At 45.7% G+C, this 21,540-nt stretch carries 15 protein-coding genes and 1 other annotated feature; of the genes, 4 read left to right on the top strand and 11 right to left on the bottom strand.

Going from position 1 to position 21,540, the window contains the following annotated elements; translation table 11 throughout:
• Nucleotides 1-87: 87 nt before the first annotated feature.
• The 5 genes from ACHFJ9_RS10405 to ACHFJ9_RS10385 all read right to left on the bottom strand — a co-directional run bounded on the left by ACHFJ9_RS10405 (nucleotide 88) and on the right by ACHFJ9_RS10385 (nucleotide 5,745).
• Nucleotides 88-747 (bottom strand): NADPH-dependent FMN reductase, encoded by a 660-nt coding sequence (locus ACHFJ9_RS10405; protein ID WP_046873970.1) that lies wholly within the window; start codon nucleotides 745-747, stop codon nucleotides 88-90.
• 122 nt (nucleotides 748-869) lie between these two features.
• Nucleotides 870-2,150 carry a threonine synthase gene (gene thrC / locus ACHFJ9_RS10400; protein WP_047009100.1) on the bottom strand — a complete coding sequence of 427 codons (1,281 nt, stop codon included), beginning with the start codon at nucleotides 2,148-2,150 and terminating at the stop codon, nucleotides 870-872.
• Nucleotides 2,147-3,103 (bottom strand): homoserine kinase, encoded by a 957-nt coding sequence (thrB, locus tag ACHFJ9_RS10395; RefSeq protein WP_395357425.1) that lies wholly within the window; start codon nucleotides 3,101-3,103, stop codon nucleotides 2,147-2,149. The genes thrC and thrB overlap by 4 nt, the downstream gene beginning before the upstream one ends.
• 20 nt (nucleotides 3,104-3,123) lie before the next feature.
• Entirely contained in the window at nucleotides 3,124-5,583 is a 2,460-nt protein-coding gene (thrA, locus tag ACHFJ9_RS10390) for a bifunctional aspartate kinase/homoserine dehydrogenase I (RefSeq protein WP_258670638.1), read from the bottom strand.
• A 53-nt stretch (nucleotides 5,584-5,636) separates the two neighbouring features.
• Nucleotides 5,637-5,756, bottom strand: a sequence feature (Thr leader region).
• Nucleotides 5,692-5,745: a hypothetical protein gene (locus ACHFJ9_RS10385; protein ID WP_229601119.1), complete on the bottom strand. Its 54-nt coding sequence runs from the start codon at nucleotides 5,743-5,745 to the stop codon at nucleotides 5,692-5,694. Its footprint overlaps the feature before it by 54 nt.
• Before the next feature lie 438 nt (nucleotides 5,757-6,194).
• Here ACHFJ9_RS10385 and ACHFJ9_RS10380 point away from each other — a divergent pair.
• On the top strand, nucleotides 6,195-6,665 hold the full coding sequence (locus tag ACHFJ9_RS10380; RefSeq protein WP_395356751.1) for a ribonuclease regulator: 471 nt from the start codon (nucleotides 6,195-6,197) through the stop codon (nucleotides 6,663-6,665).
• Here the strand turns inward: ACHFJ9_RS10380 and ACHFJ9_RS10375 are convergent.
• Nucleotides 6,662-7,144, bottom strand: a complete 483-nt coding sequence (locus tag ACHFJ9_RS10375; protein ID WP_005396309.1) for a putative 4-hydroxy-4-methyl-2-oxoglutarate aldolase — start codon at nucleotides 7,142-7,144, stop codon at nucleotides 6,662-6,664. The genes ACHFJ9_RS10380 and ACHFJ9_RS10375 overlap by 4 nt on opposite strands.
• A 55-nt stretch (nucleotides 7,145-7,199) precedes the next feature.
• The gene (locus ACHFJ9_RS10370; protein WP_031780532.1) at nucleotides 7,200-7,607 is read right to left on the bottom strand and encodes a DUF3293 domain-containing protein; all 408 of its coding nucleotides are present in this window, start codon (nucleotides 7,605-7,607) and stop codon (nucleotides 7,200-7,202) included.
• A gap of 361 nt (nucleotides 7,608-7,968) precedes the next feature.
• Here ACHFJ9_RS10370 and arcA point away from each other — a divergent pair, with 361 nt between their 5' ends.
• Entirely contained in the window at nucleotides 7,969-8,685 is a 717-nt protein-coding gene (gene arcA, locus ACHFJ9_RS10365) for a two-component system response regulator ArcA (RefSeq protein WP_005381824.1), read from the top strand.
• 83 nt (nucleotides 8,686-8,768) lie between these two features.
• Here arcA and ACHFJ9_RS10360 read toward each other — a convergent pair whose 3' ends face one another.
• The 4 genes from ACHFJ9_RS10360 to ACHFJ9_RS10345 all read right to left on the bottom strand — a co-directional run bounded on the left by ACHFJ9_RS10360 (nucleotide 8,769) and on the right by ACHFJ9_RS10345 (nucleotide 14,559).
• Complete coding sequence (locus tag ACHFJ9_RS10360) at nucleotides 8,769-9,218, bottom strand: hypothetical protein (protein WP_006742686.1); 450 nt, start codon at nucleotides 9,216-9,218, stop codon at nucleotides 8,769-8,771.
• 1 nt (nucleotide 9,219) lies between these two features.
• On the bottom strand, nucleotides 9,220-11,574 hold the full coding sequence (gene arcB / locus ACHFJ9_RS10355) for an aerobic respiration two-component sensor histidine kinase ArcB (RefSeq protein ID WP_005396314.1): 2,355 nt from the start codon (nucleotides 11,572-11,574) through the stop codon (nucleotides 9,220-9,222).
• Nucleotides 11,575-11,815: 241 nt separating this feature from the next.
• A complete protein-coding gene (locus ACHFJ9_RS10350; RefSeq protein WP_085343974.1) occupies nucleotides 11,816-13,564 on the bottom strand; it encodes a sensor domain-containing diguanylate cyclase in 1,749 nt (582 codons plus the stop codon).
• Between the two features lie 35 nt (nucleotides 13,565-13,599).
• On the bottom strand, nucleotides 13,600-14,559 hold the full coding sequence (locus tag ACHFJ9_RS10345; protein WP_317421970.1) for a TIGR01212 family radical SAM protein: 960 nt from the start codon (nucleotides 14,557-14,559) through the stop codon (nucleotides 13,600-13,602).
• Nucleotides 14,560-15,111: 552 nt separating this feature from the next.
• On the opposite strand from ACHFJ9_RS10345, the gene gltB reads away from it, so the two are divergent.
• Nucleotides 15,112-19,662 carry a glutamate synthase large subunit gene (gltB, locus tag ACHFJ9_RS10340; protein ID WP_395356747.1) on the top strand — a complete coding sequence of 1,517 codons (4,551 nt, stop codon included), beginning with the start codon at nucleotides 15,112-15,114 and terminating at the stop codon, nucleotides 19,660-19,662.
• Nucleotides 19,662-21,131 (top strand): glutamate synthase subunit beta, encoded by a 1,470-nt coding sequence (locus ACHFJ9_RS10335; RefSeq protein ID WP_006742690.1) that lies wholly within the window; start codon nucleotides 19,662-19,664, stop codon nucleotides 21,129-21,131. Before gltB ends, ACHFJ9_RS10335 begins: the two co-directional genes overlap by 1 nt.
• The last annotated feature ends 409 nt before the right edge of the window (nucleotides 21,132-21,540 follow it).

Below are 21,540 nucleotides of genomic sequence, written 5' to 3'. Positions count from 1 at the left end.
ATAAAATCGACTTACTCACATTTAAAAAGCTTGGTCTCAATGGCCAAGCTTTTTTTGTTTTTCCATGCATCTAACCGTTCTGTTCCTTTACGGAGCATTTCTCTGTGACGGATCCTTCTTAAACACTTCAGCCAGTGAGGTTGGGTCAAGCCTTTCTCTTTGTTGTGAAGCGCCTTCTGCCCACCAAATGAGTTGATGTATTGTGCGATTCATATAGCTGTCCCACTGCGTCTGCTGCAATTCATCCGCAACGACACCCTGTTCGTCAAACACTTCTTGCGCTTTCGGAATGTGAATCATCGCCGAGACAGGTAAACATCCAAGTTCAGATAAGAAGGTACGCATCGACACTGCAGCTCGAACACCACCCCATTGTCCAGCAGAATAGGTCACGATAGCACTTGGCTTATAAGAAAACAGCGAACTACCAAAATGGTTAAGCATATTAGCCAAGGCAGGACTCATCGAATGGTTATATTCCGGACTGACCATCACGTACCCATCGGCACTTTTAATTTTGTCTGCCAGTTCTCTCAAGTGGGCTGGCACTTTAGCGCGATGGTAAGCAAACTCAGGCTTAAACACGTCGTCAAAGTCGTAGTTCAATGGGTCAATGATTTCGACGGTATGTTGCGAATACTGATTCTTAAACAACGTTTCACAAGCTCTACTCACTCGCATGCCCAAGCGGGCTGGTCGTGGCGGTGTGCTGTCCCTTACTGAGCCTAGAAAAATCAAAAAATGCATGCTTCTATTTCCATCTCATTTAGTTAAGTTCGTTTCTCAATCATAAAGAGAGTCGAGACTTACCGACAATAAAAAAGGCGAATGATTGCTCATTCACCTTTCGTCGTTCATCATTTTAATAATTACTGTACGCGGCGCAGTACTTGTTTCAATGCATCAAAGTCTGCGTCTAGCTCTTCCGATAGCAGTTCCATTGCCGCGTGCTTCGCTAGCGGTGCAGGAAGCTCGATGTCAGATTGCAAAATGTCATCCACCACTTCTTTGAACTTCGCTGGGTGCGCAGTACATAGGAACAGACCGGTTTCACCATCTTGCAGTTGCTCTTCAAGAACGCGGTAAGCAATCGCACCGTGCGGTTCACATAGGTAGCCCAATGAGTACAGGTCTTTCACAGATTGTGCGCTTTGCTCATCTGAAACCGCGCCTTTACCTAGAGTCTCTAGGCCCCACTCTTTCACTCGGCAGAGCTCTTCGATACGCGGCCAGTTGTTCGGTTGACTCACGTCCATCGCGTTCGATGTCGTTGCAACCGTTGGTTTTGGCTCCCACTTACCTGTTTCTAGGTAGCGCGGAACCGTGTCATTAGCGTTAGTTGCAGCGATAAAGCGTTTGATCGGCAGACCCAGCGCTTTTGCCAGTAGACCAGCAGTTAGGTTACCAAAGTTACCACTTGGTACAGACACTACTAGGTTTTCACGCTCTTCCTTACTCATTTGCGCGGCTGCTTCAAAGTAGTAACAGATTTGCGCCATCAAACGGCTGATGTTGATTGAGTTTGCAGAGTTCAGGCCGATCTCTTCACGCAGTGCGGAATCATCGAAAGCTTGCTTAACCAGTGCCTGGCACGCATCGAAGTCGCCATCGATCGCGACAGTGTGAATGTTCTTGCCTAGCGTACAGAATAGCTTCTCTTGCAGTGGGCTAATCTTGCCTTTCGGGTAAAGAATCACAACGTTGATGTCTTCCATACCATAGAAAGCGTGCGCAACGGCTGCGCCAGTATCGCCAGAAGTCGCAGTCAGAATGGTGATCTTGCCACCGTCCGATACCGCCGCAAGAGATTGCGCCATAAAGCGACCGCCAAAATCTTTAAATGCCAGCGTTGGACCATGGAAAAGCTCTAACGCGTAAACACCGTCTTTGACTTGATTGATTGGCGCAGGGAATTGGAACGCTGCGTCCACAAGCGCGTTGACTTGCTCTTCCGCCAGCTCATCACCGATAAACGCTGATAAAATCTTAGTGCTACGAGAAACAAAGTCTTCTGCCAGTAGCGCATCAACGTCTTCAAACTTTGGTAATTCCGATGGGAAAAATAGACCTTGGTTACGGCCTAACCCTTGGCGAACGGCTTGGCCAAAGGAAACTTGTTCATCATTTTCTTTTATATTGTAAAGCTTCATAGCTCACTTCCTGTTACTTTCGAACCCTGCTTATCTAGACGACAAACGTGGACGAATCCTTCTTCGTTTTGTACGTAGTTCTGTTCTAACCAGCGAGCAACTCGCTCAGCGACATCTTTCTCTTTGCAAATACTGAACAGTGTTGGACCACTGCCAGAAATACCGGTTGCTAACGCACCTGCTGATGCAGCGTATTGACGTGCATTCGCAAAGCCCGGAAGCAGTTTCTCACGATACGGTTCTGCGATCACGTCTCTGATCATTTTTGCAGCTAGCTCTGGCTGACCAGAATGACACGCATGAATAAAGCCCGCAAGGTGACGACCATGAGCGATGATATCTTGTCGGCGGTATTGAGATGGTAGGATCTCACGCGCTTCTGCTGTTGATACTTTGATTCCCGGATACGCCATAACCCAGTACCAATCATCAAAACAAGGCACTTCTTGACTGATGATACCAAGCTCTTCAAGCATCAACTGGACACCACCAAGGTAACACGGCGCGACGTTATCGTAGTGAATACCACCAGAGATTTTGCCTTCCATTTCCCCCATCAGTGCTAGCAGCTCAGTCTCATTCAGCGGTTGACCATGGAATCGGTTTAAGGCATCCAGCGCCGCCACGATAGAACATGCACTTGAGCCTAAACCTGAGCCGATTGGCATGTTCTTTTCTAGCGTCATTTCAAGTGGTTTTAGCTCAACACCTTTTTTATCTAGCTCGCGAGAAAACACCAGCCAACAATCGTAAACGATGTTTTCTTTTGGCTCTGTAGGCAACTTAGAGACAAAATTACCCGCAGTTTTCAGACTGAACGGTTCAGTCCCTGCCTTAACTTGCACTCTGTCACCTAGCAAGGTCCCATCCACTGGGGACACCGCCGCCCCCAACACATCAAAACCAACACTTACATTACCAATTGATGCTGGGGCATAAACCACTACATCCATATCACTTGAACTCATTCTTGTTATACCCCTAGTTTCCAACCTAAAGTACGCATCACGTCAGAGAATACACCCGCAGCAGTTACCTCAGTACCTGCGCCATAGCCACGCAACACAAGTGGGATTGGCTGGTAGTAACGGCTGTAAAATGCCAGTGCGTTTTCACCGTCTTTGATTTTATACATCGGATCGTTTTCATCCACCGCAGCAATGCTTACTGTGCACTTGCCCTCGTTAATTTCACCAACGTAACGCAGTACTTTGCCTTCTTTTGCTGCTTTAGCTGATAACTCTTTGAAGTAGGCGTCCGCTTCTGGGAGACGCGCCATAAACTCATCAACACTACCTGAATCATCAAAACCTGGCGGTAGCGCTTGGTCAACAACAACATCTTCAAGCTCTAGTGACATGCCCGCTTCACGAGCTAGGATCAACAACTTACGCGCGACATCCATACCAGACAGATCATCACGAGGATCTGGTTCAGTAAAGCCATTTTCTTTTGCGATATTCGTCGCTTCACTTAAGCTCATTCCTTCATCTAACTTACCGAAGATATAAGAAAGAGAACCCGAAAGAATACCGCTGAAGCGCTCCAGTTCATCGCCTGCAGAAATTAGGTTTTGCAAGTTTTCAATAACCGGTAGGCCTGCACCTACGGTTGTTTCATACATCAATTTACGACGGGAGCTACGAGCCACATCGCGAAGCTGATGGTAGTACGCCATGCTTGCTGTGTTTGCTTTTTTGTTTGGTGTTACAACATGAAAACCTGCCGCTAGGAAGTCGGCGTATTGTTTAGCAATGTCTTCACTGGAGGTACAATCAACCAATACTGGGTTGATAATATGATTGCGTTGTACCAAAGAAATCAGACGCGCTAGGCTGAACTCTTCTGTGGCTGCCGACATACGATCACGCCAGTGCTCGAGCGGTAAGCCTTCGCTATCAAGCAAAAGACCTTTGCTGTTTGCTAAGCCACAAACTCGAATCACAATGCCTTTCTCAGCAAGTTTGACTTGTTGGCGTTCGATCTGATCCACCAGTTCGCCACCCACACCACCGACACCAACAACGAACACATCTAGGAAGTGTTTCGAGTTGAATAGGTTTTCGTGACACGCTTTGATCGCCTCAGAAATTTTGTCTTCTGGAATAACGGCAGAAATCGCACGTTCTGATGAGCCTTGTGCTATCGCCACGATGTTCACGTTCACTTCAGCAAGAGAAGAGAAGAAGCGAGAAGCCACACCGCGCGATGTGCGCATACCATCACCAACAAGCGTAATGATTGAAACATTATCAATAAACTCAACCGGTTCTAGTAAGCTATCTTTGAGTTCTAGCTCGAACGCATCTGCCAGCACTTGCTGCGCTTTCGCTTTATCTTCAGCCTCAATACAGAAGCTGATGCTGTATTCAGAAGAAGACTGAGTGATCAGAACAATAGATACACCAGCAGACGACATCGCACCGAATACACGGCTCGCCATGCCTACCATGCCTTTCATACCAGGGCCTGATACGTTAACCATGGTTAGGTCGTTAAGTGTTGTAATACCTTTGATCGCAAGATTATCTTCACCAGTATCTTGGCCGATAAGAGTACCTGCACCTTGAGGGTTAAAGCTGTTTTTGATCAGACATGGAATGTGGAATTGAGCAATAGGGGCGATGGTTTTCGGGTGCAGAACGGAAGCACCAAAATAAGAAAGCTCCATCGCTTCTTGGTAGCTTAGTGATTTAAGTAGGCGAGCATCTTCGACTAAACGTGGGTCACAGTTGTATACACCATCAACGTCGGTCCAGATTTCACAGCAGTCTGCGCGTAAACAAGCTGCAAGAACCGCTGCCGAGTAGTCAGAGCCATTACGACCCAGCGTGACAAGCTCTCCTTTTTCGTTGCCAGCTGTAAAGCCCGGCATAATGTTCACGTGGCCCTGAGGAAGGGGGTTTTGACGGAAGTTTTGCGTTGAAATATCCACATCAACCATAGCTTCAAGATGATCACCTTGGGCATACAGATACTCGACAGGATCGATCAAGCTCGCTTGTTGTCCCTTCGCCTCCAAGACGGCTTTCATCAACTGAATGGAAACACGCTCACCTTTACTGATAATGCGTGCATTTACGTTGTTTGGGCACATACCTAATAGATTGATGCCGTGAACAAATTGACGTAATTGAGATAGCGAGGTTTTCACTTGGTTATCGAAAGCTGAACCATCAATATTGGGTAGTACTGCTTGGATTTGAGTGAATAGCGTTTTAAACGATTCATCCAACTCTTTGATTTGCAGCTCTGCTTCACCATTGCGCAACGCGCCTTCAATGACCGCAACCAACTTATTTGTTGTTTTACCTGGGGCTGAAAGAACAACCGCCACTTCTTCTTGTTGAGCGTTATTGGCAATGATGTCTGCCGCTCTTAAAAAGCGATCTGCATCAGCTAGTGATGAACCGCCAAACTTCAATACTCGCATCCCTTCCTCCGGTATATCTTCTCAAACTTGTCTAAATTCTGGATAAAAAAGCATAAAAAAAGGCCTGTATCTTGTTGGATACAGGCCTTTTTTGTGAATTTCTTTCGCTCAGCAGCCTGCCCCAACATGTGTCGTGTCGGTAATAATAATGGTCGTGGTCATTACTACTAGGCTGTTAGATGGCATAAATAAATATTCAACGTTAATTGTGTTTGCTTAACTCTACGTTTACCGAGTTTCCGATTCATAGTCAACAAAAAATTGTTTGTTTTTCAGTCTTACAGCGATTTCTGCTAAGCAATCTTATTGATATTTAACGCTAATTGGATGTTATTGCTCGTTAGGAAATCTGTCGCTTATTTTTGTAGGGGGCTCATCCCATCGTCATCAGTCTCACTTTTTACTCCATAACTAGTCTGATCTTCGTCATAAAGCGTAAGATCAAATTATGAAAGGGAGTTGTTGACACTTAACAACAACTTAACTGTGACCTATGTTCACAGGATCGAATTATTTAGAAAATAGGTGAGCTAGCTTTCATATTCTATGCTTTAATAGTGAGAAGCTTTGGGCACATACTAATAAAAAAGTTGACACAAGGAGTGGTGAGCATGAAAAGAGGGCTTTTTCTGTTGCTGTTTTTTGTGCCTGGCGTTTGTCTAGCAAACGAGCTTCCGCCTCTTCCAGGCAAAACATCCCCTTCTCCTCATAAACTATTTATTTCCAGCGACAGCTATCAATCTGACAGTTTCGATGTTTGGAATATCGACACGGGTTATGCGTACGAACTCTTTGACTCAGTAGACGTTTACGTCGGTGCACGAGTCAACAACTCTACAACCCAAAACCAAAGCGGTTTTTTGAGTGGGATCAGCTATCACTTCAATGATCGTGTCACACTAAAAAGTACGGTTCGCTCTTACAAGAATGAGACTGCGGAAGGTATTCGCCAAGAAGACAGCAGCCTCGCAGCTGAAGTCTCAAGTCGCGTAAAAATCACCGATAAACTGGATCTTCACGCGACTCTTGATTACCAAGATTGGCAACAAGGTATTGAGGTAGGTTTAGGCTTTCGTTTTTAGAAATCTAATTTTTGCTTTGAGATCAACACACCATTCCAATCAGCGTACACATAATGCTTCGGCTGCACGATTTGGTTTTGCATCGTTAAGGTCACATTGACCTCTCCCATACCTCGCTTCTCTGTCTTAAACGGATTGGTACCAAGTGCTTGCACGCCAATGTCCATCTGAGATATTTGTGCTACGTCGCGTATTGCACCATAGACAATAATGCCTTCCCACCCATTTTCTATTCCGAGTATTGCTAATTGATCGCCAAGCAATGCTTTCTGACACGAACCATGTCCGTCAACAATCAATACTTTCCCCGTTCCATCTTCGCCCAGTACTTCACGTACTTTTGAGTTGTCGTGATAACAACGCACTGTGACAATTTCTCCGTAAAAAGCGGTGCGTTGACCAAAGTTCTGCAGTGGCAAAGTAAGCAGGGTAACTTGGTCTTCAAATTGGTCACAAATATCGGGTGTAATGTCTCTCATATTTCCTCCGTGAATTTTCTCACCCAAGCAGTGCTTCGGTGAGCAGTATCCTTTCCTATACGAGTCGAGGCTTAAGGGAGCCTAACTTATGCAACACTTTCGGCTGTGAGCACGCAATAAGGTAAAGTTGATCATCAATGACGTAGTAAATCGCGTTTTGTTGAAAGTCATTCGCCAATGCGACCGCCGCCTCTGGTGATAACTCGACGGCAAAGCTTTCCTCATACCATGTAAAAGAGCTGTCACCTACTGTGATAGGCGCGTAATTAACGTGCTGTAGCAGTGTCTCTAATGCTTGATTGCTTATGCAGTTCTCTTCTTTGGACCGCAAATTACTGTATGGGTTCCAAGCGGTTATCACAGCGTAGTTTGAAACGCACCACTCGGCCTCGAATCTGAAAAAAGATTCTGAATAAGCATTCCATAACGATGCGTCTATGTTCGTATTACTTTTTTCTATCATAAGTCTTAAACGATTAATAACAGTTACATTTCATCAATTGATATAAATCAACAAACTGAATGGAATTAACATTTGAGCATTGTTAGCATGCTGTTAACAATATAAAATCCGCTCCATATCTTAGGGTGTTTACGTTTCAGGCCCCACAGAAAGCAGGAAATGAAAGGTAAACAAGCCCTTTAGAATAAACGTCGCCATTGGATACTGGTGAGTTGGCAAAATTCCATGGAGGGCGGATAACTGAAAGAAGTGTTTTTTTGATCAACTTGATTTATTATCAAAATCACATTACCTGTATGTTATATTTTTGCCTAGAATTTATTCTATTAGCACAATTTTGTCACAAATTTAGGTACCGCCAATGCAAACCCCGCAGATTCTTATCGTTGAAGATGAGCAAGTAACTCGTAACACTCTTAAGAGTATTTTTGAAGCAGAGGGATACGCTGTTTTTGAAGCCAGTGACGGTGAAGAGATGCACCAAGTGTTGTCTGACAACTCAGTCAACTTGGTTATTATGGACATTAATCTTCCAGGCAAGAATGGCCTTCTGTTAGCGCGTGAACTACGCGAACAAGCGAACATTGCTTTAATGTTCCTGACAGGCCGTGACAATGAAGTGGACAAGATCCTAGGTCTTGAGATTGGTGCAGATGACTACATCACTAAACCATTCAACCCACGTGAACTGACTATTCGTGCTCGCAACCTACTTAGCCGCTCAATGAGCTCTAACGCGGTGCAAGAAGAGAAGCGCTCAGTAGAAAAGTATGAATTCAATGGTTGGGTACTGGACATCAACAGTCGCTCTCTAGTAAGCCCTGCTGGTGATAGCTACAAGCTCCCTCGCTCTGAGTTCCGAGCTCTACTGCACTTCTGTGAGAACCCAGGTAAGATTCAAACTCGTGCCGATCTTCTTAAGAAGATGACTGGCCGTGAACTTAAGCCGCATGACCGTACTGTAGACGTAACGATTCGTCGTATTCGTAAACACTTTGAGTCTGTTTCAGGTACTCCTGAAATCATCGCGACTATCCACGGCGAAGGTTACCGCTTCTGTGGCGATCTAGAAGACTAATTGAATCGCTAATACGCAAAGGGCTTGCTCATTGAGCAAGCCCTTTTATTTTGGGTTTAGCAATTAGCGGATAATCACTGAATCTAATAAACCTTGTTAATCTTCACGTACTTTTCCACTAACCAGCGCTGTTTACCTGCGTCGTCTAAAAGTACCGCGATATCAACCGATTTTTCTGTGTCCGCGTCTACCTGAGACGTGAAGGCTACTTCCCATTGGCTCTCACTATGAGTTCGAGTTTCTAAAGAGTCTTCATCCACCCACCACTCTTTCTCTCCTTGCTTGATGATAAGCGCTTCGGCAGTCAGGTTGGCTGGGAGTAACTGGTCTCCTTCAAGGTAAAGTGATCCTTGAATGCTTTGCTCTTGTACTTCACCAACGGTCGGCATCAGGTTCACCCATAAGTTACTTTTGAGCTCGACATTCACCTGGTTAATCGTAATCTGACTGTTTTGTTGCCAGTTCACACTTGGAACGGAACTGCAACCTGCCATCAATGCTATAACCAACGCCAACGGTGCGATTTTTTTCATGTTATTTCCTTTGTTCCAACCAACTTTTGAGGACTTGAATATCGTTTTGGTATTCATTTTTGATCTCTTCAACCCAGTCTGAAATGTTTTCCCACCATGCTGGCATATCGGGAGATTGCGCTTTCTGCGCCACACTTTGGATACGTTTGAGGCCAATCGAACCTGCAGCGCCTTTAATTTTATGCGCTTCAGAAACAATCCCATCTTGATCTTTTGCCGTCATGTTTGAGTCTAAGACATCAATATAGTCTGGCATCATGTCTTCAAACATTTTTATGCTGTCGTAGACCGGCTTGGCACCAACAATGTCGACGTAAGACTCTAACATATCCATATCGAGCAAGTGTGTCTCAATCACAGGAGAAGGAGTCGGCTCTTCCACTGTTTCTGGAATGCTCTCAGGTTGCTCTTGCGGCTCTACCTGATGCGCGAAGAACTTATCAATTACAGACTGAATGGCATTCACAGCAAGCGGTTTGCTGATGGCATCATCCATACCGTTATCTAAATATTCACGACGATCTTTCATCACATTAGCTGTTAGGGCGACCAATGGAGGCAGATTGTTATAATGCTCGCGATAATAATTTGCGACATCAAAGCCCGTCATATCAGGCAGCTGAATATCCAACAACGCCAAGTCATATTTTTCTGGCACAAAGTTCACGAGCGCTTCTTGTCCCGTCATCGCCACGGTAACGGAGTGCCCTAAGCTCTCAAGCAACGATTTGGCCACGGTGACGTTAAGCTCAATGTCTTCGACCATAAAAATGTTGAGATGCACATTATCGCGTTTTGCATCAATGACAGGTTCTTCGAGTTCCACAATAGGAACGTGAATCGATACGGTAAAAGTACTACCAAAACCCTCTTCACTAGCGACAGTAATGTCACCATCCATCATATTGATCAGCTGTTTTGACACCGCCAGGCCTATACCAGTCCCGACAGCATGTAGGTTGTCTTTACCTGATTTCACTTGGTAATACATGGCAAAGATTTTATCGAGCTCGTCTTCTGGTATGCCAATACCCGTGTCTTCCACCTCCATAATAATGGTGGCAAAATCGTCTTCGACATCAGCACTCACCGTCATCACAACGCCACCTTCTTTGGTAAACTTCATTGCGTTACTAACCAAGTTCCAAATTACCTGACGCAAACGGGTCGCATCCACTTCAATTGCTTTTGGTAAATCACTCAAACGTTCTAAGTCAAAACGCAGCCCTTTTTGCTCCGCCATCAAAGCTGAGATGCTTTCAATCTCAGCGACGAAGTCTTCGAAGTTAAGTGGTGCAGGTAATAGTTCTAGCTTGCGGCGATCAAACTTATCCATATCGATAATATCGTTGAAGATGTTCCCTAGCGTAATCGCACTCACATTGATGGTCTGCATGTGTTTGCGCTGCTCTTCTGTCAACGGACTATCGAGAAGCATGCGACTTAAGCCCACAATGCCATTTAGTGGCGTTCGCAGTTCATGACTGATGGTTGAGATGAAAGTAGTTTTATCACGGCTTGCTTTCTCTAACGACTCTTCATGACGTTTACGTTCAGTGATATCACGGCCAAAACCTACCAAGCCAAGGTGACGACCATCTTTGCTGTAAAACGGCACTTTACGCAGTTCAAAGTAATGTTTGCGTCCATCAGGATACTCTAGCCACTGCTCGTAAGTGATGGCTTGATTATCGGCGAAGACCTTTTGGTCAGTATCAACGATGTGCTCAGCGATTTCTTTGCTATACACATCCCAAGGGCTTAATCCGACTAACTGGTGCTCTTTCTTGCCCGTTAGCTCTTCCATTGCCCGGTTACAACCGGAGAACACACCATCGGCATTGCGGTAGTAAATTAAGTCTGGCGAGGCATCAATAAATGAACGCAGTAGTGCAGTGCGTTCCGCAAGCTCTAACTGAGTACGCTCTCGTTGGAACACCTCGTTTTCGAGATCTTGCATCGCCTCTTCTCGAGCTTCTTCTGCTTTAATGCGCTCTTCAATTTCTTGGTTGAGCTTTTCGATGTTTTGTTGCAGTTGATAATTCAGTTCTTGGTCTCGCGAGCGCATGTCTTTCAGTTTGGACACCAACTTGGTTAAACGCTGGCGAGACTCTTCTAGCTGATCAACAACAACAGAAAGAAAATAAACCGCCCAAGGTGTAATCAAGAGACCAAAAAACACCGAACGGACAATGTCGATATCGTCGACTCGCCCCTTGAGAGCTAAAGTAATCCCCACCTGCACCACAACGGCTAATGCCACCAGCGCAAGGGCCAGCAAAATCGAGAAACGAACAATCCCCAGTTTGACTAGCAAGTCGACATAATACTGGGCGAGATTTTTCATGGGTTTCATTAACTACTCCATGGTGCTGGCTAGATGTTGCCCTTCAATGATAAAAAACGAGCAGACATATTCGGCCTAACGCAATTTAGGTCTGTGTGATTAGTGAAAAATACGTAGTGCGAACTGCGCTTGCTAAACAAGATAAAAAGATAAGTTAACCAACGAACGCACAGGCTTCGGTAAGTTTAACGTGTTTAATACGGCGATTTAAACAATCAGCTATCAACTAAGAGCAAGCGGTCACAAAGCGTTAGCAAGAACTGGGGTGAATACAGGTGCGATTACGTCCATCAGCTTTGGCTTGGTATAGCGCACTGTCAGCCATGGCAATACCCATTTCCGGTTCATCACCATGTTGAGGAATATAAGAGACAAGACCGATACTGACCGTGAGACGTTCCGAAGCTTCTGAGCTGTCGTGCTCCATATCGAGTTGTCGAATTTGTTCATGAATACGCTGCGCTACATTGCTCGCGCCTTCCGTTGTGGTATTCGGCAGGATAAAACCAAACTCCTCACCACCATAACGCGCAACACAATCCGAAGAGCGATTGATGACTTTTGTGAATACGGTAGCAACACTGACCAATGCTTCATCACCTTGCTGATGGCCGTAACAATCGTTGTAATCTTTGAAAAAGTCGATGTCACACAACATGATAGTGAGCGGCAGCTTTTCGCGGGCATGGTGGTACCATAGTACCTGCAGTTGTTCATCGAAGCGGCGTCGGTTCGATACCTGAGTTAAACTATCCATAAAGCTCAACTTTTCTAACTCTAAATTGGCTCTCTCCAACTTTTGTTCGGCAAGGTAACGTTCAGAAATATCACGCGCCATGATCAGCACACCATTCGTTCCTGAAGCTTTATCTTTAAAAGGCGATTTCACCACATCAAACCACGTACTTTTGCCATCACTGCTAACGACTTTATCTATGTATCGGACAGGCTCTGACTGACGCAATGCATCCAAATCACTAGCGGCTAAGCGAGCGTACATCTCTTCAGGAATGACATCTTGAAGGCGCTTACCGATCAAATCAGACACGTCTGAAATACCTAATGCATTAACGAACGGTTTATTACACGCTTGATAGACCATATTCTCATTGAAGATACCGATAGAGTCAGGGCTAGCGTCAAGAATAGTTTGTAAGATAGTATCCCTTTGCGCCAACGCAACTTCTGTATCTTTACGCCGCTCCATTTCATCTCTCAGGTTTTGCTGCATTTTGTGCCACTCGGTCACATCATGACTAATGGATAATGTACCGATCAGCTCACCACTCGGTGACACAAGGGAGTTTTGATTCACTTCCAATAAGCAACTGCGACCTTGTGGATCCGTCGTCCACTTGCGCTCACTCTTTCTGGTAGCCTCACCCATGGAAGCCTTTGATGCGCAGGCTTCTTCCCTTCGCCCTTCCCAAAATTGATCAAATGCTCGGTTCGTCGTTAATAAATTCCCTTGGCGATCTTGGGTACAGATTAACTCAGAGAGTGAGTCTAGTGCCGAACGGGCGATCGTTAATTGCGCAAGCTCTTGTTGCTGCTCTTGATGAGTGGATTGATATGGCTGCGCGTAGATGATCCAAACACGGTGATTGCGCAGCAAACTCTTTCTTCCTGACAACTCCACCTTGATAGATTCGCTTTCAGATAAGCGCCAATCAAATACCTGCTGGCTAAAATGACGACTAGAGACACTGTCGAGAAACGACTCAAGCTCACGAATATCGAATAAAGCGGGATACAAATATCCCGTGCCTAGAGAGCGAATACCTAATAACTGCATCGCAGCTTGGTTAGATAACAAGATCTGAGCATGGCCAGTATCCAGCACTATGACTGGATAGGGTGAATCCGTTACGAGTTGCTTAAGTGATGTTTGAAAGTGCAAATAGATCAGTGCTAACGCGCACACGCTAGCGATTAATAACAAGACGACATAGCCATAACCGCCTTGACCATCCCAAAGCCAATTGAGTAACTGATCCATCGTTTAAACCTTTAAAGAAAACTGGTTAAAATATATCAGTTATTTATTGAGCGATCTGCTATTAATTCCGGTTTAGTATAGATAAAAGCGTTTCCCGTTAGGCTTCCTTGAGCACCATGTTCACTGAGAGCTCGACCAATTTCAGTCATCGCCAGCCAGCGATTTTCACACCACAGTGGCGATAATAAGGTAGGTCTACGAGCTGCTGATGAAACGCGATGGTAAATCACATCTGGTGGTGTCATACGAATCATCTCACTGGCAATAGCGACATACTCTTCTAGCACTGGCGCCTCTAATCGTCCTGCACGCCACGCTTTCGCCATCGTGCTGCCTTCCACAATATGCAAGCCATGTAACTTAATGCCATCCGTGCCCACGGCTAACACTTTTTGCAGCGTCTCAATGTTATCGTCGCGGCTTTCTTTCGGTAATCCAACAATTAAATGAGTACAGACTTTAATACCTAGCGCACGCGCACGCTTGGTGATCTCGGCATAACATTCGAAATCATGACCGCGATTGATGCGCTTAAGGGTGTCGTTATTAGCGGTTTGAAGCCCTAACTCTAGCCAAATTTCATAACCTTGCTGTACATAGTCAGACAGCAAATCTAATACGGCATCAGGCACGCAATCTGGACGAGTCCCGACACACAATCCCACAATATCAGCCGCTTTTAGTGCTTCTTCATACATATTTTTCAGCACTTGCACTTCCGCATAAGTACTGGTGTAAGCCTGAAAATAAGCGAGATACTTCTTCGCTCGATGAATTTCGCCCGCACGATCTTTCAACTGATCGTGAATACTTTTTATCTGTACTTCTTCATCCGCAAACGAAGCCACATTACAAAAAGTACATCCTCCCCGACCAATCGTGCCATCTCGGTTAGGGCAACTAAATCCACCGTGCAACGTTAGTTTATGGACTTTTTCACCGTATCGACGCTGAAGATCTTGGCCGATTGTATTGACCAACTCATGTAACTGCATAAATTCCCACCAACAATGAACCGTAATCAATCTCACTACGATCTGTGTAAATAAATTACATCCCTGCAAGAAAAAACACACAATACTAGTCAATTCAAACAAACATCATACAGCTCAAAATCAATAAACCTGCATAAATACAGATAAAAAACGTTCATGTTGCGTAAATGTTAAACTAAAAATGCATAATTAAACGAAAAAATTGGGTCACAACGTCGACTTTTTCATTGCATTCTGAAGTGACAAAATTGTAGGATACTTACACAACCCCGTTATTTTTGTGACTTTTATTACAAAGTACACTGCGGGATTTGTCGGTGTTATCCCACTCCTACCTATATAAATCACTAAATAGTGGCAATAAATAAAGGGATACCACCAAGGATTGTTTTTCTCGCAAAACTTTTCCTGCGAGATACGGAAAGGAATCAAGATCGGTCAACCTAGATCGGTGGCGATAATAAATATAAAGGACAAGACGTAATCAATGGTCTAGGTGGCATTTGCCTGCCTGGTGCTTTTGCGTCGACATTGAACTGGAAGGATGTATCTATGGTAGATAGAGAGCAAAATCCACAGGGTCTATATACTCCTGAATTGGAGCATGACGCGTGTGGTATCGGTTTTGTTGCTCACCTTAAAAACCGTAAATCTCATGAAGTAGTGACTCAAGCATTGGATATGCTAGCTCGCATGGAGCACCGTGGTGGTCAAGGTTGTGATCCATGCAGCGGTGATGGTGCGGGTATCTTGCTACAAAAACCTCATGAATTCCTATTAGAAGAGGCCGTTAAGCTCGGCATTAAACTGCCTTCATTTGAAAAGTATGGTGTGGGTGTCGTACTTTTCCCGAAAGACGAATACAAACGCGAGCAATGCCGTGACATTCTAGAACGCAACGCTCAGCGTCTAGACCTTGAAGTTATTGGCTACCGCGTTTTGCCAACCGATAACTCGATGATCGGTGCCGACCCGCTAAGCACAGAACCTCAGTTTGAGCATGTGTTTATCTCTGGTGGTCCAGGTATTACACCTGAAGAGCTAGAGCGCAAACTGTACGTACTTCGTAACTACACTGTACGTGTTTGCCTAGAAAGCGTTTCGAACATTGGTGATGACTTCTATATTAACTCTATGTCTTACAAGACATTGGTGTACAAAGGTCAGTTAACGACCGAGCAAGTCCCTCAGTACTTCCTTGATCTGCAAAACCCGACCATGGTGACCGCACTGGCACTGGTACACTCTCGCTTCTCTACCAACACCTTCCCGAAATGGCGTCTTGCACAACCTTTCCGTTACATTGCCCACAACGGTGAAATCAATACAGTTCGAGGTAACTTGAACTGGATGAAAGCCCGTGAGGCGATCATTGAATCCGATCTATTTACCCAAGCTGAAATCGACATGCTGCTTCCTATTTGTCAGGAAGGCAGTTCGGATTCATCTAACTTTGACATGGCTCTTGAGCTCCTAGTTCTTTCTGGTCGCAGCCTGCCGCACGCATTGATGATGATGATCCCGGAAGCATGGCAAGAAAACAAAAACATGGATCCTAAGCGTCGTGCGTTCTATCAATACCACGCGAACATCATGGAACCATGGGATGGTCCGGCTTCAGTATGTTTTACTGATGGTGTTCAAGTTGGTGCGACACTCGACCGTAACGGTCTGCGCCCTTCTCGCTACACAGTGACCAAAGATAACTTCCTAGTAATGGCATCAGAATCTGGTGTTGTGGATATTGAGCCAGAGAACGTTGAGTTCCGCGGTCGTCTACAACCAGGTCGCATCTTCGTTGCAGACTTAGAGCAAGGTCGCATCATCTCTGATGAAGAAGTGAAAGACACCATCGCAACAGCGCAGCCTTACGAAAAGTGGGTAGAAGAAAACCTACTAAGCTTGAAGAAGCTGCCAGATGCGAGCAACCAATTCAGCCAACCTAAGCCAGAACATCTTCTACACCGCCAACAAGCGTTTGGCGTAAGTACTGAAGAAGTGAACGAAATCATCGTTCCAATGGCAAATGAAGGTAAAGAGCCATTATCAGCAATGGGTGCCGACTGGCCTCTTGCGGTTCTATCTCATCAGTCGCAACATCTTTCAAACTACTTCAAGCAGCTGTTTGCACAGGTAACTAACCCACCGATCGACCCGATCCGTGAGCGTATGGTTATGTCGCTGAACACTTACTTGGGTAAAGACCAAAACCTTCTGACTGAAACACCACTTCACTGTCAGAAAGTAGAATTGGAATCGCCTGTTCTGGCGAACTCTGAGCTTGAAAAGCTGCGTGCTATCGATAACGAGCACCTACAAGCTAAGACGCTGGATATCGTATTCCAAGCCAGTGAAGACCAAGGCAAGCTTGAGCGCGCACTAAAACGTATCTGCCAATACGCAGAAGACGCGGTGATTGATGGTTACTCAATCATCCTACTAACTGACCGCGCAGTGAACTCAAACCACGCCGCTATCCCAGCAATGCTGGCAGTTGGTGCAGTGCATCACCACTTGATCCGTAAAGGCCTACGTGCGAAGTGTGACATTGTGGTTGAAACCGGTGATGCGCGTGAAACACACCACTTTGCAACCCTTATTGGCTATGGTGCAAACGCCGTTAACCCATACCTTGTGATTGAAACCATCATTGAGCTTCAACGTACTAAGAAGCTGGATCCAGAAGCGAACCCTCGTGATCTGTTCAACAACTACCGTAAAGCGATCAATGGCGGTCTTCTGAAGATCTTCTCGAAGATGGGTATCTCAACCCTGCAGTCGTACCACGGTGCGCAAATCTTCGAAGCCTTAGGTATTCATAAGTCAGTGGTAGATAAGTACTTCACAGGTACAGTTTCTCGTATCCAAGGTCTCACCCTTGACGATATCGCTAAAGAAGTGCTCGTTCGTCACCGCATCGGTTATCCACAACGCGAAATCCCAATTCAAATGCTGGATGTGGGTGGTGTTTACCAATGGAAACAGCGTGGCGAGAAGCACCTCTTCAACCCAGAAACCATTTCTCTACTACAAGAGTCTACGCGCAACAAGAACTACGATCAGTTCAAGCAGTACGCGACAGCAGTCGATAAACAAGGTGACAACGCGGTAACTCTGCGTAGCCAGCTTGAGTTTATTAAGAACCCAGCCGGCTCTATCTCTATCGACGAAGTCGAGCCAATTGAAAGAATCGTGAAACGCTTCGCGACGGGTGCTATGTCATTCGGTTCTATTTCTTACGAAGCACACTCCACACTAGCTGTTGCGATGAACCGTCTTGGCGCGAAATCGAACTCTGGTGAAGGTGGTGAAGACCCAATGCGTTTCGAGCGCAAAGAGAACGGCGATTGGGAACGCTCTGCAATCAAGCAGGTAGCTTCGGGTCGTTTCGGCGTAACCTCTTACTACCTAACCAACGCTGATGAGCTACAAATCAAGATGGCTCAAGGTGCGAAACCAGGTGAAGGTGGTCAGCTACCAGGCGATAAAGTAGATGACTGGATCGGTGCTACACGTCACTCAACTCCGGGCGTCGGTCTTATCTCGCCGCCACCACACCACGATATCTACTCAATCGAAGATTTGGCTCAGCTTATCTACGATTTGAAGAACGCGAACCGCGCGGGCCGTGTAAACGTGAAGCTGGTATCGGAAGCTGGCGTAGGTACGATCGCTTCCGGTGTAGCGAAAGCGAAAGCGGACGTTGTACTAATCGCAGGTTTCGACGGTGGTACTGGTGCATCCCCAATGTCTTCAATCCGTCATACTGGTCTTCCTTGGGAACTTGGTTTGGCAGAAACTCACCAAACGCTACTGAAGAACGGTCTACGTAACCGTATCGTGGTTCAAGCAGATGGTCAGATGAAGACACCTCGCGACCTTGCAGTGGCAACACTACTCGGTGCAGAAGAATGGGGCGTAGCAACCGCAGCATTAGTGGTTGAAGGTTGTATCATGATGCGTAAGTGTCATAAGAACACCTGTCCTGTTGGTATCGCGACTCAGAACAAGACGCTTCGCGAGCGCTTTGATGGCCGCGTAGAAGACGTCGTAACCTTCTTCCAATACATGGCACAAGGTCTACGTGAAATCATGGCTGAACTTGGCTTCCGCACTATCGATGAGATGGTCGGCCAAGGTCAGAAGCTGAAGATTCGCCAAGACGTTTCTCACTGGAAATACAAGAACCTAGATCTGTCTCCTGTTCTACACGTTGAACAACCACGTGAGTCAGACGGTATCCATAACCAAACGCAACAGAACCACAATCTGGAATCGGTACTAGACCGTAAGCTGATTCAAGCGGCGATTCCTGCTCTCGAGAAAGGCGAGGCGGTGAATGCCGAATTCCCTATCGTCAACACTGACCGTTCTGCGGGCACCATGCTGTCGAACGAAATCTCGAAAGTGTACAAAGATGCCGGCCTACCTCGACCAATGAACGTGAAGTTCAAAGGTTCAGCGGGTCAGTCATTCGGCGCATTCCTAGCTAAGGGCGTGAAGTTCGAAGTAGAAGGCGACGCGAACGACTACTGGGGTAAAGGCTTATCTGGCGGTACGTTAGTACTTTACCCAGATGCGAAATCAAGCATTGTCGCAGAAGATAACATCGTGGTTGGTAACGTGTGTTTCTACGGTGCCACTTCGGGTGAGTCTTTCATTCGCGGTATGGCTGGCGAACGTTTCTGTGTTCGTAACTCAGGCGCGAAAGTAGTAGTAGAAGGCGTCGGTGACCACGGTTGTGAATACATGACGGGCGGTGCAGCAATTATCCTTGGTTCAACAGGTCGTAACTTTGCCGCAGGTATGAGTGGCGGCGTGGCTTACGTATGGGATAAATCAGGCGACTTTGAGTCGAAACTGAACCCAGAGTTAGTAGACCTAGATCCAATCGAGCAAGAAGACAGAGATCTATTACTCGACATGCTAACTAAGCATGTTCAATTCACAGGAAGTGAAGTCGCTCAGTCTTTCCTAGACAACTTTGAAGCAAGCCTAGCCTCTATGGTTAAGGTAATGCCGCGTGACTATAAAGCGGTGCTTCAAAAGCGTAAAGCTGAAGCACAGTCTCAAGGAAACGAAACTCAAGTGGAGGCCGTATAATGGGTAAGCCTACTGGATTTTTAGAGCATGGTCGTGAACTACCACAGAAGATCGACCCAGCTGAACGCATCAAGAACAACAAAGAGTTCGTTCTGAACGAGGAGTTTGGTGACAAGATCAATACTCAAGCGTCTCGTTGTATGGATTGTGGTGTGCCGTTTTGTCATAACGGCTGCCCTATCGGTAACATCATCCCAGAGTTTAACGATGCGGTTTATCGTGATAGCTGGGAAGAAGCATGGAACATTCTAAGCTCAACCAATAACTTCCCAGAGTTTACTGGTCGTGTTTGCCCTGCTCCATGTGAAAGTGCTTGTGTACTTGGCATCAACCAAGACCCAATCACCATCTGTAACATCGAGAAAACCATCGTAGAAACGGCGTATCGTGAAGGGTACGCCAAGCCAAAAACGCCACGTTCTCGCACTGGTAAAACGATAGCGATCATTGGATCTGGACCAGCGGGTCTTGCGGCTGCTGAGCAGCTAAACAGCGCTGGTCATACTGTGACAGTATTCGAGCGAGACGAGAAGGTTGGTGGTCTGCTGCGTTTCGGTATTCCAGATTTTAAACTGAGCATGGAAGTCATTGATCGTAAGATCAATCTAATGGCAGAAGCTGGCGTTGAGTTTAAAGTAAACCAACACGTCGGTGTTGATGTAAATGCTCAGCAACTGCGTCAAGAGTTCGATGTGGTTCTACTGACGGGTGGCTCAACGGTTCCACGTGATTTGCCAGTTCCGGGTCGTGAGCTCAAAGGCGTTCACTTCGCAATGGAATTCCTAGGTCAAAACAACCGACGTGCAAATAACATGGACCTGAAAACGGAAGAGATTCACGCAAAAGGTAAACATGTGGTTGTCATTGGTGGTGGTGATACCGGTTCAGACTGTGTAGGTACGTCAAACCGTCACGGCGCAGCAAGCGTAACTCAAGTGGAAATCATGCCGATTCCACCAGAGAAGCGCCCAGCCAATATGCCTTGGCCTCAATACCCAATGATCCTACGTACTTCGACCTCTCATGAAGAAGGTGTCGATCGTCACTGGAACATCCTGACCAAAGAGTTCATCGGAAATGACAAAGGTGAAGTCACAGGCCTTCGTCTTGCTGATATCGTTTGGCAAGATGCAAAACCAGGCGAGCGCCCAAGTTTCAAAGAAGTAGAAGGCAGCGAGCGAGTGATCCCATGTGATATGGCATTCCTAGCAATGGGCTTCTTACACCCAGAACCTACAGGCGTGCTTGCTCAACTGGATATCGCGCTAGATGATCGCGGTAACGTAGCAACTCAAGGTTTTGCTACTAACCAAGAAGGCGTATTTGCTGCTGGTGATATGCGAACAGGCCAATCTTTGGTGGTTCGTTGTATCAACGAAGGTCGCGAATGTGCTCGTGCTATCGATGACTACCTAATGGATGGCACAAACCTAGAAGCAAAAGCAGATTCACTGATGCTTTCTGCTTAACGGAAGTATTCACGCTTCCCTCTTTCAATGCCATAAATAGCCATCAGCGATATCGATGGCTATTAGCAAAGAAAGAAAACAATTCCTTCCAATCTTTCTATTTTGACCAGCATTTTATGCTGGTCTTTTTTATTTCCCACAGAATCAAATGTTACTTTTTTGTAACAATCAATTTTCTATCTATTTGAAATCATTAAACTATTTTAGATTATTAAATGGTAAATCGCATATTCACGTGATTATCCACTAATAACTTGACCTTTTTTACAATAAGCTATAGCTTGTGAAGTTGATGAAAATAAAACACTCAAAAAATGTTAAATATTTCACAGCTTTTATTGAATAAATATACATAAAACTATAAAGATGACGCATATTCAGTCATCACTATCAACGTAAGCAGTGTTGA

The sequence above is a fragment of the Vibrio sp. D3 genome (assembly GCF_043995865.1).
GTDB classification, from domain to species: domain Bacteria; phylum Pseudomonadota; class Gammaproteobacteria; order Enterobacterales; family Vibrionaceae; genus Vibrio; species Vibrio diabolicus.
Note: the sequence above shows the minus strand (reverse complement) of the source record. Positions and strands in the feature narration are given on the sequence as shown.

Coding starts and splice junctions, on each gene's coding strand:
- ACHFJ9_RS10380 (WP_395356751.1), top strand. CDS start 6,195: ATGAAAAGAGGGCTTTTTCTGTTGCTGTTTTTTGTGCCTGGCGTTTGT.
- ACHFJ9_RS10370 (WP_031780532.1), bottom strand. CDS start 7,607: ATGATAGAAAAAAGTAATACGAACATAGACGCATCGTTATGGAATGCT.
- ACHFJ9_RS10405 (WP_046873970.1), bottom strand. CDS start 747: ATGCATTTTTTGATTTTTCTAGGCTCAGTAAGGGACAGCACACCGCCA.
- thrA (WP_258670638.1), bottom strand. CDS start 5,583: ATGCGAGTATTGAAGTTTGGCGGTTCATCACTAGCTGATGCAGATCGC.
- arcA (WP_005381824.1), top strand. CDS start 7,969: ATGCAAACCCCGCAGATTCTTATCGTTGAAGATGAGCAAGTAACTCGT.
- thrC (WP_047009100.1), bottom strand. CDS start 2,150: ATGAAGCTTTACAATATAAAAGAAAATGATGAACAAGTTTCCTTTGGC.
- gltB (WP_395356747.1), top strand. CDS start 15,112: ATGGTAGATAGAGAGCAAAATCCACAGGGTCTATATACTCCTGAATTG.
- ACHFJ9_RS10375 (WP_005396309.1), bottom strand. CDS start 7,144: ATGAGAGACATTACACCCGATATTTGTGACCAATTTGAAGACCAAGTT.
- ACHFJ9_RS10335 (WP_006742690.1), top strand. CDS start 19,662: ATGGGTAAGCCTACTGGATTTTTAGAGCATGGTCGTGAACTACCACAG.
- thrB (WP_395357425.1), bottom strand. CDS start 3,103: ATGGATGTAGTGGTTTATGCCCCAGCATCAATTGGTAATGTAAGTGTT.
- ACHFJ9_RS10345 (WP_317421970.1), bottom strand. CDS start 14,559: ATGCAGTTACATGAGTTGGTCAATACAATCGGCCAAGATCTTCAGCGT.
- ACHFJ9_RS10350 (WP_085343974.1), bottom strand. CDS start 13,564: ATGGATCAGTTACTCAATTGGCTTTGGGATGGTCAAGGCGGTTATGGC.
- arcB (WP_005396314.1), bottom strand. CDS start 11,574: ATGAAACCCATGAAAAATCTCGCCCAGTATTATGTCGACTTGCTAGTC.
- ACHFJ9_RS10360 (WP_006742686.1), bottom strand. CDS start 9,218: ATGAAAAAAATCGCACCGTTGGCGTTGGTTATAGCATTGATGGCAGGT.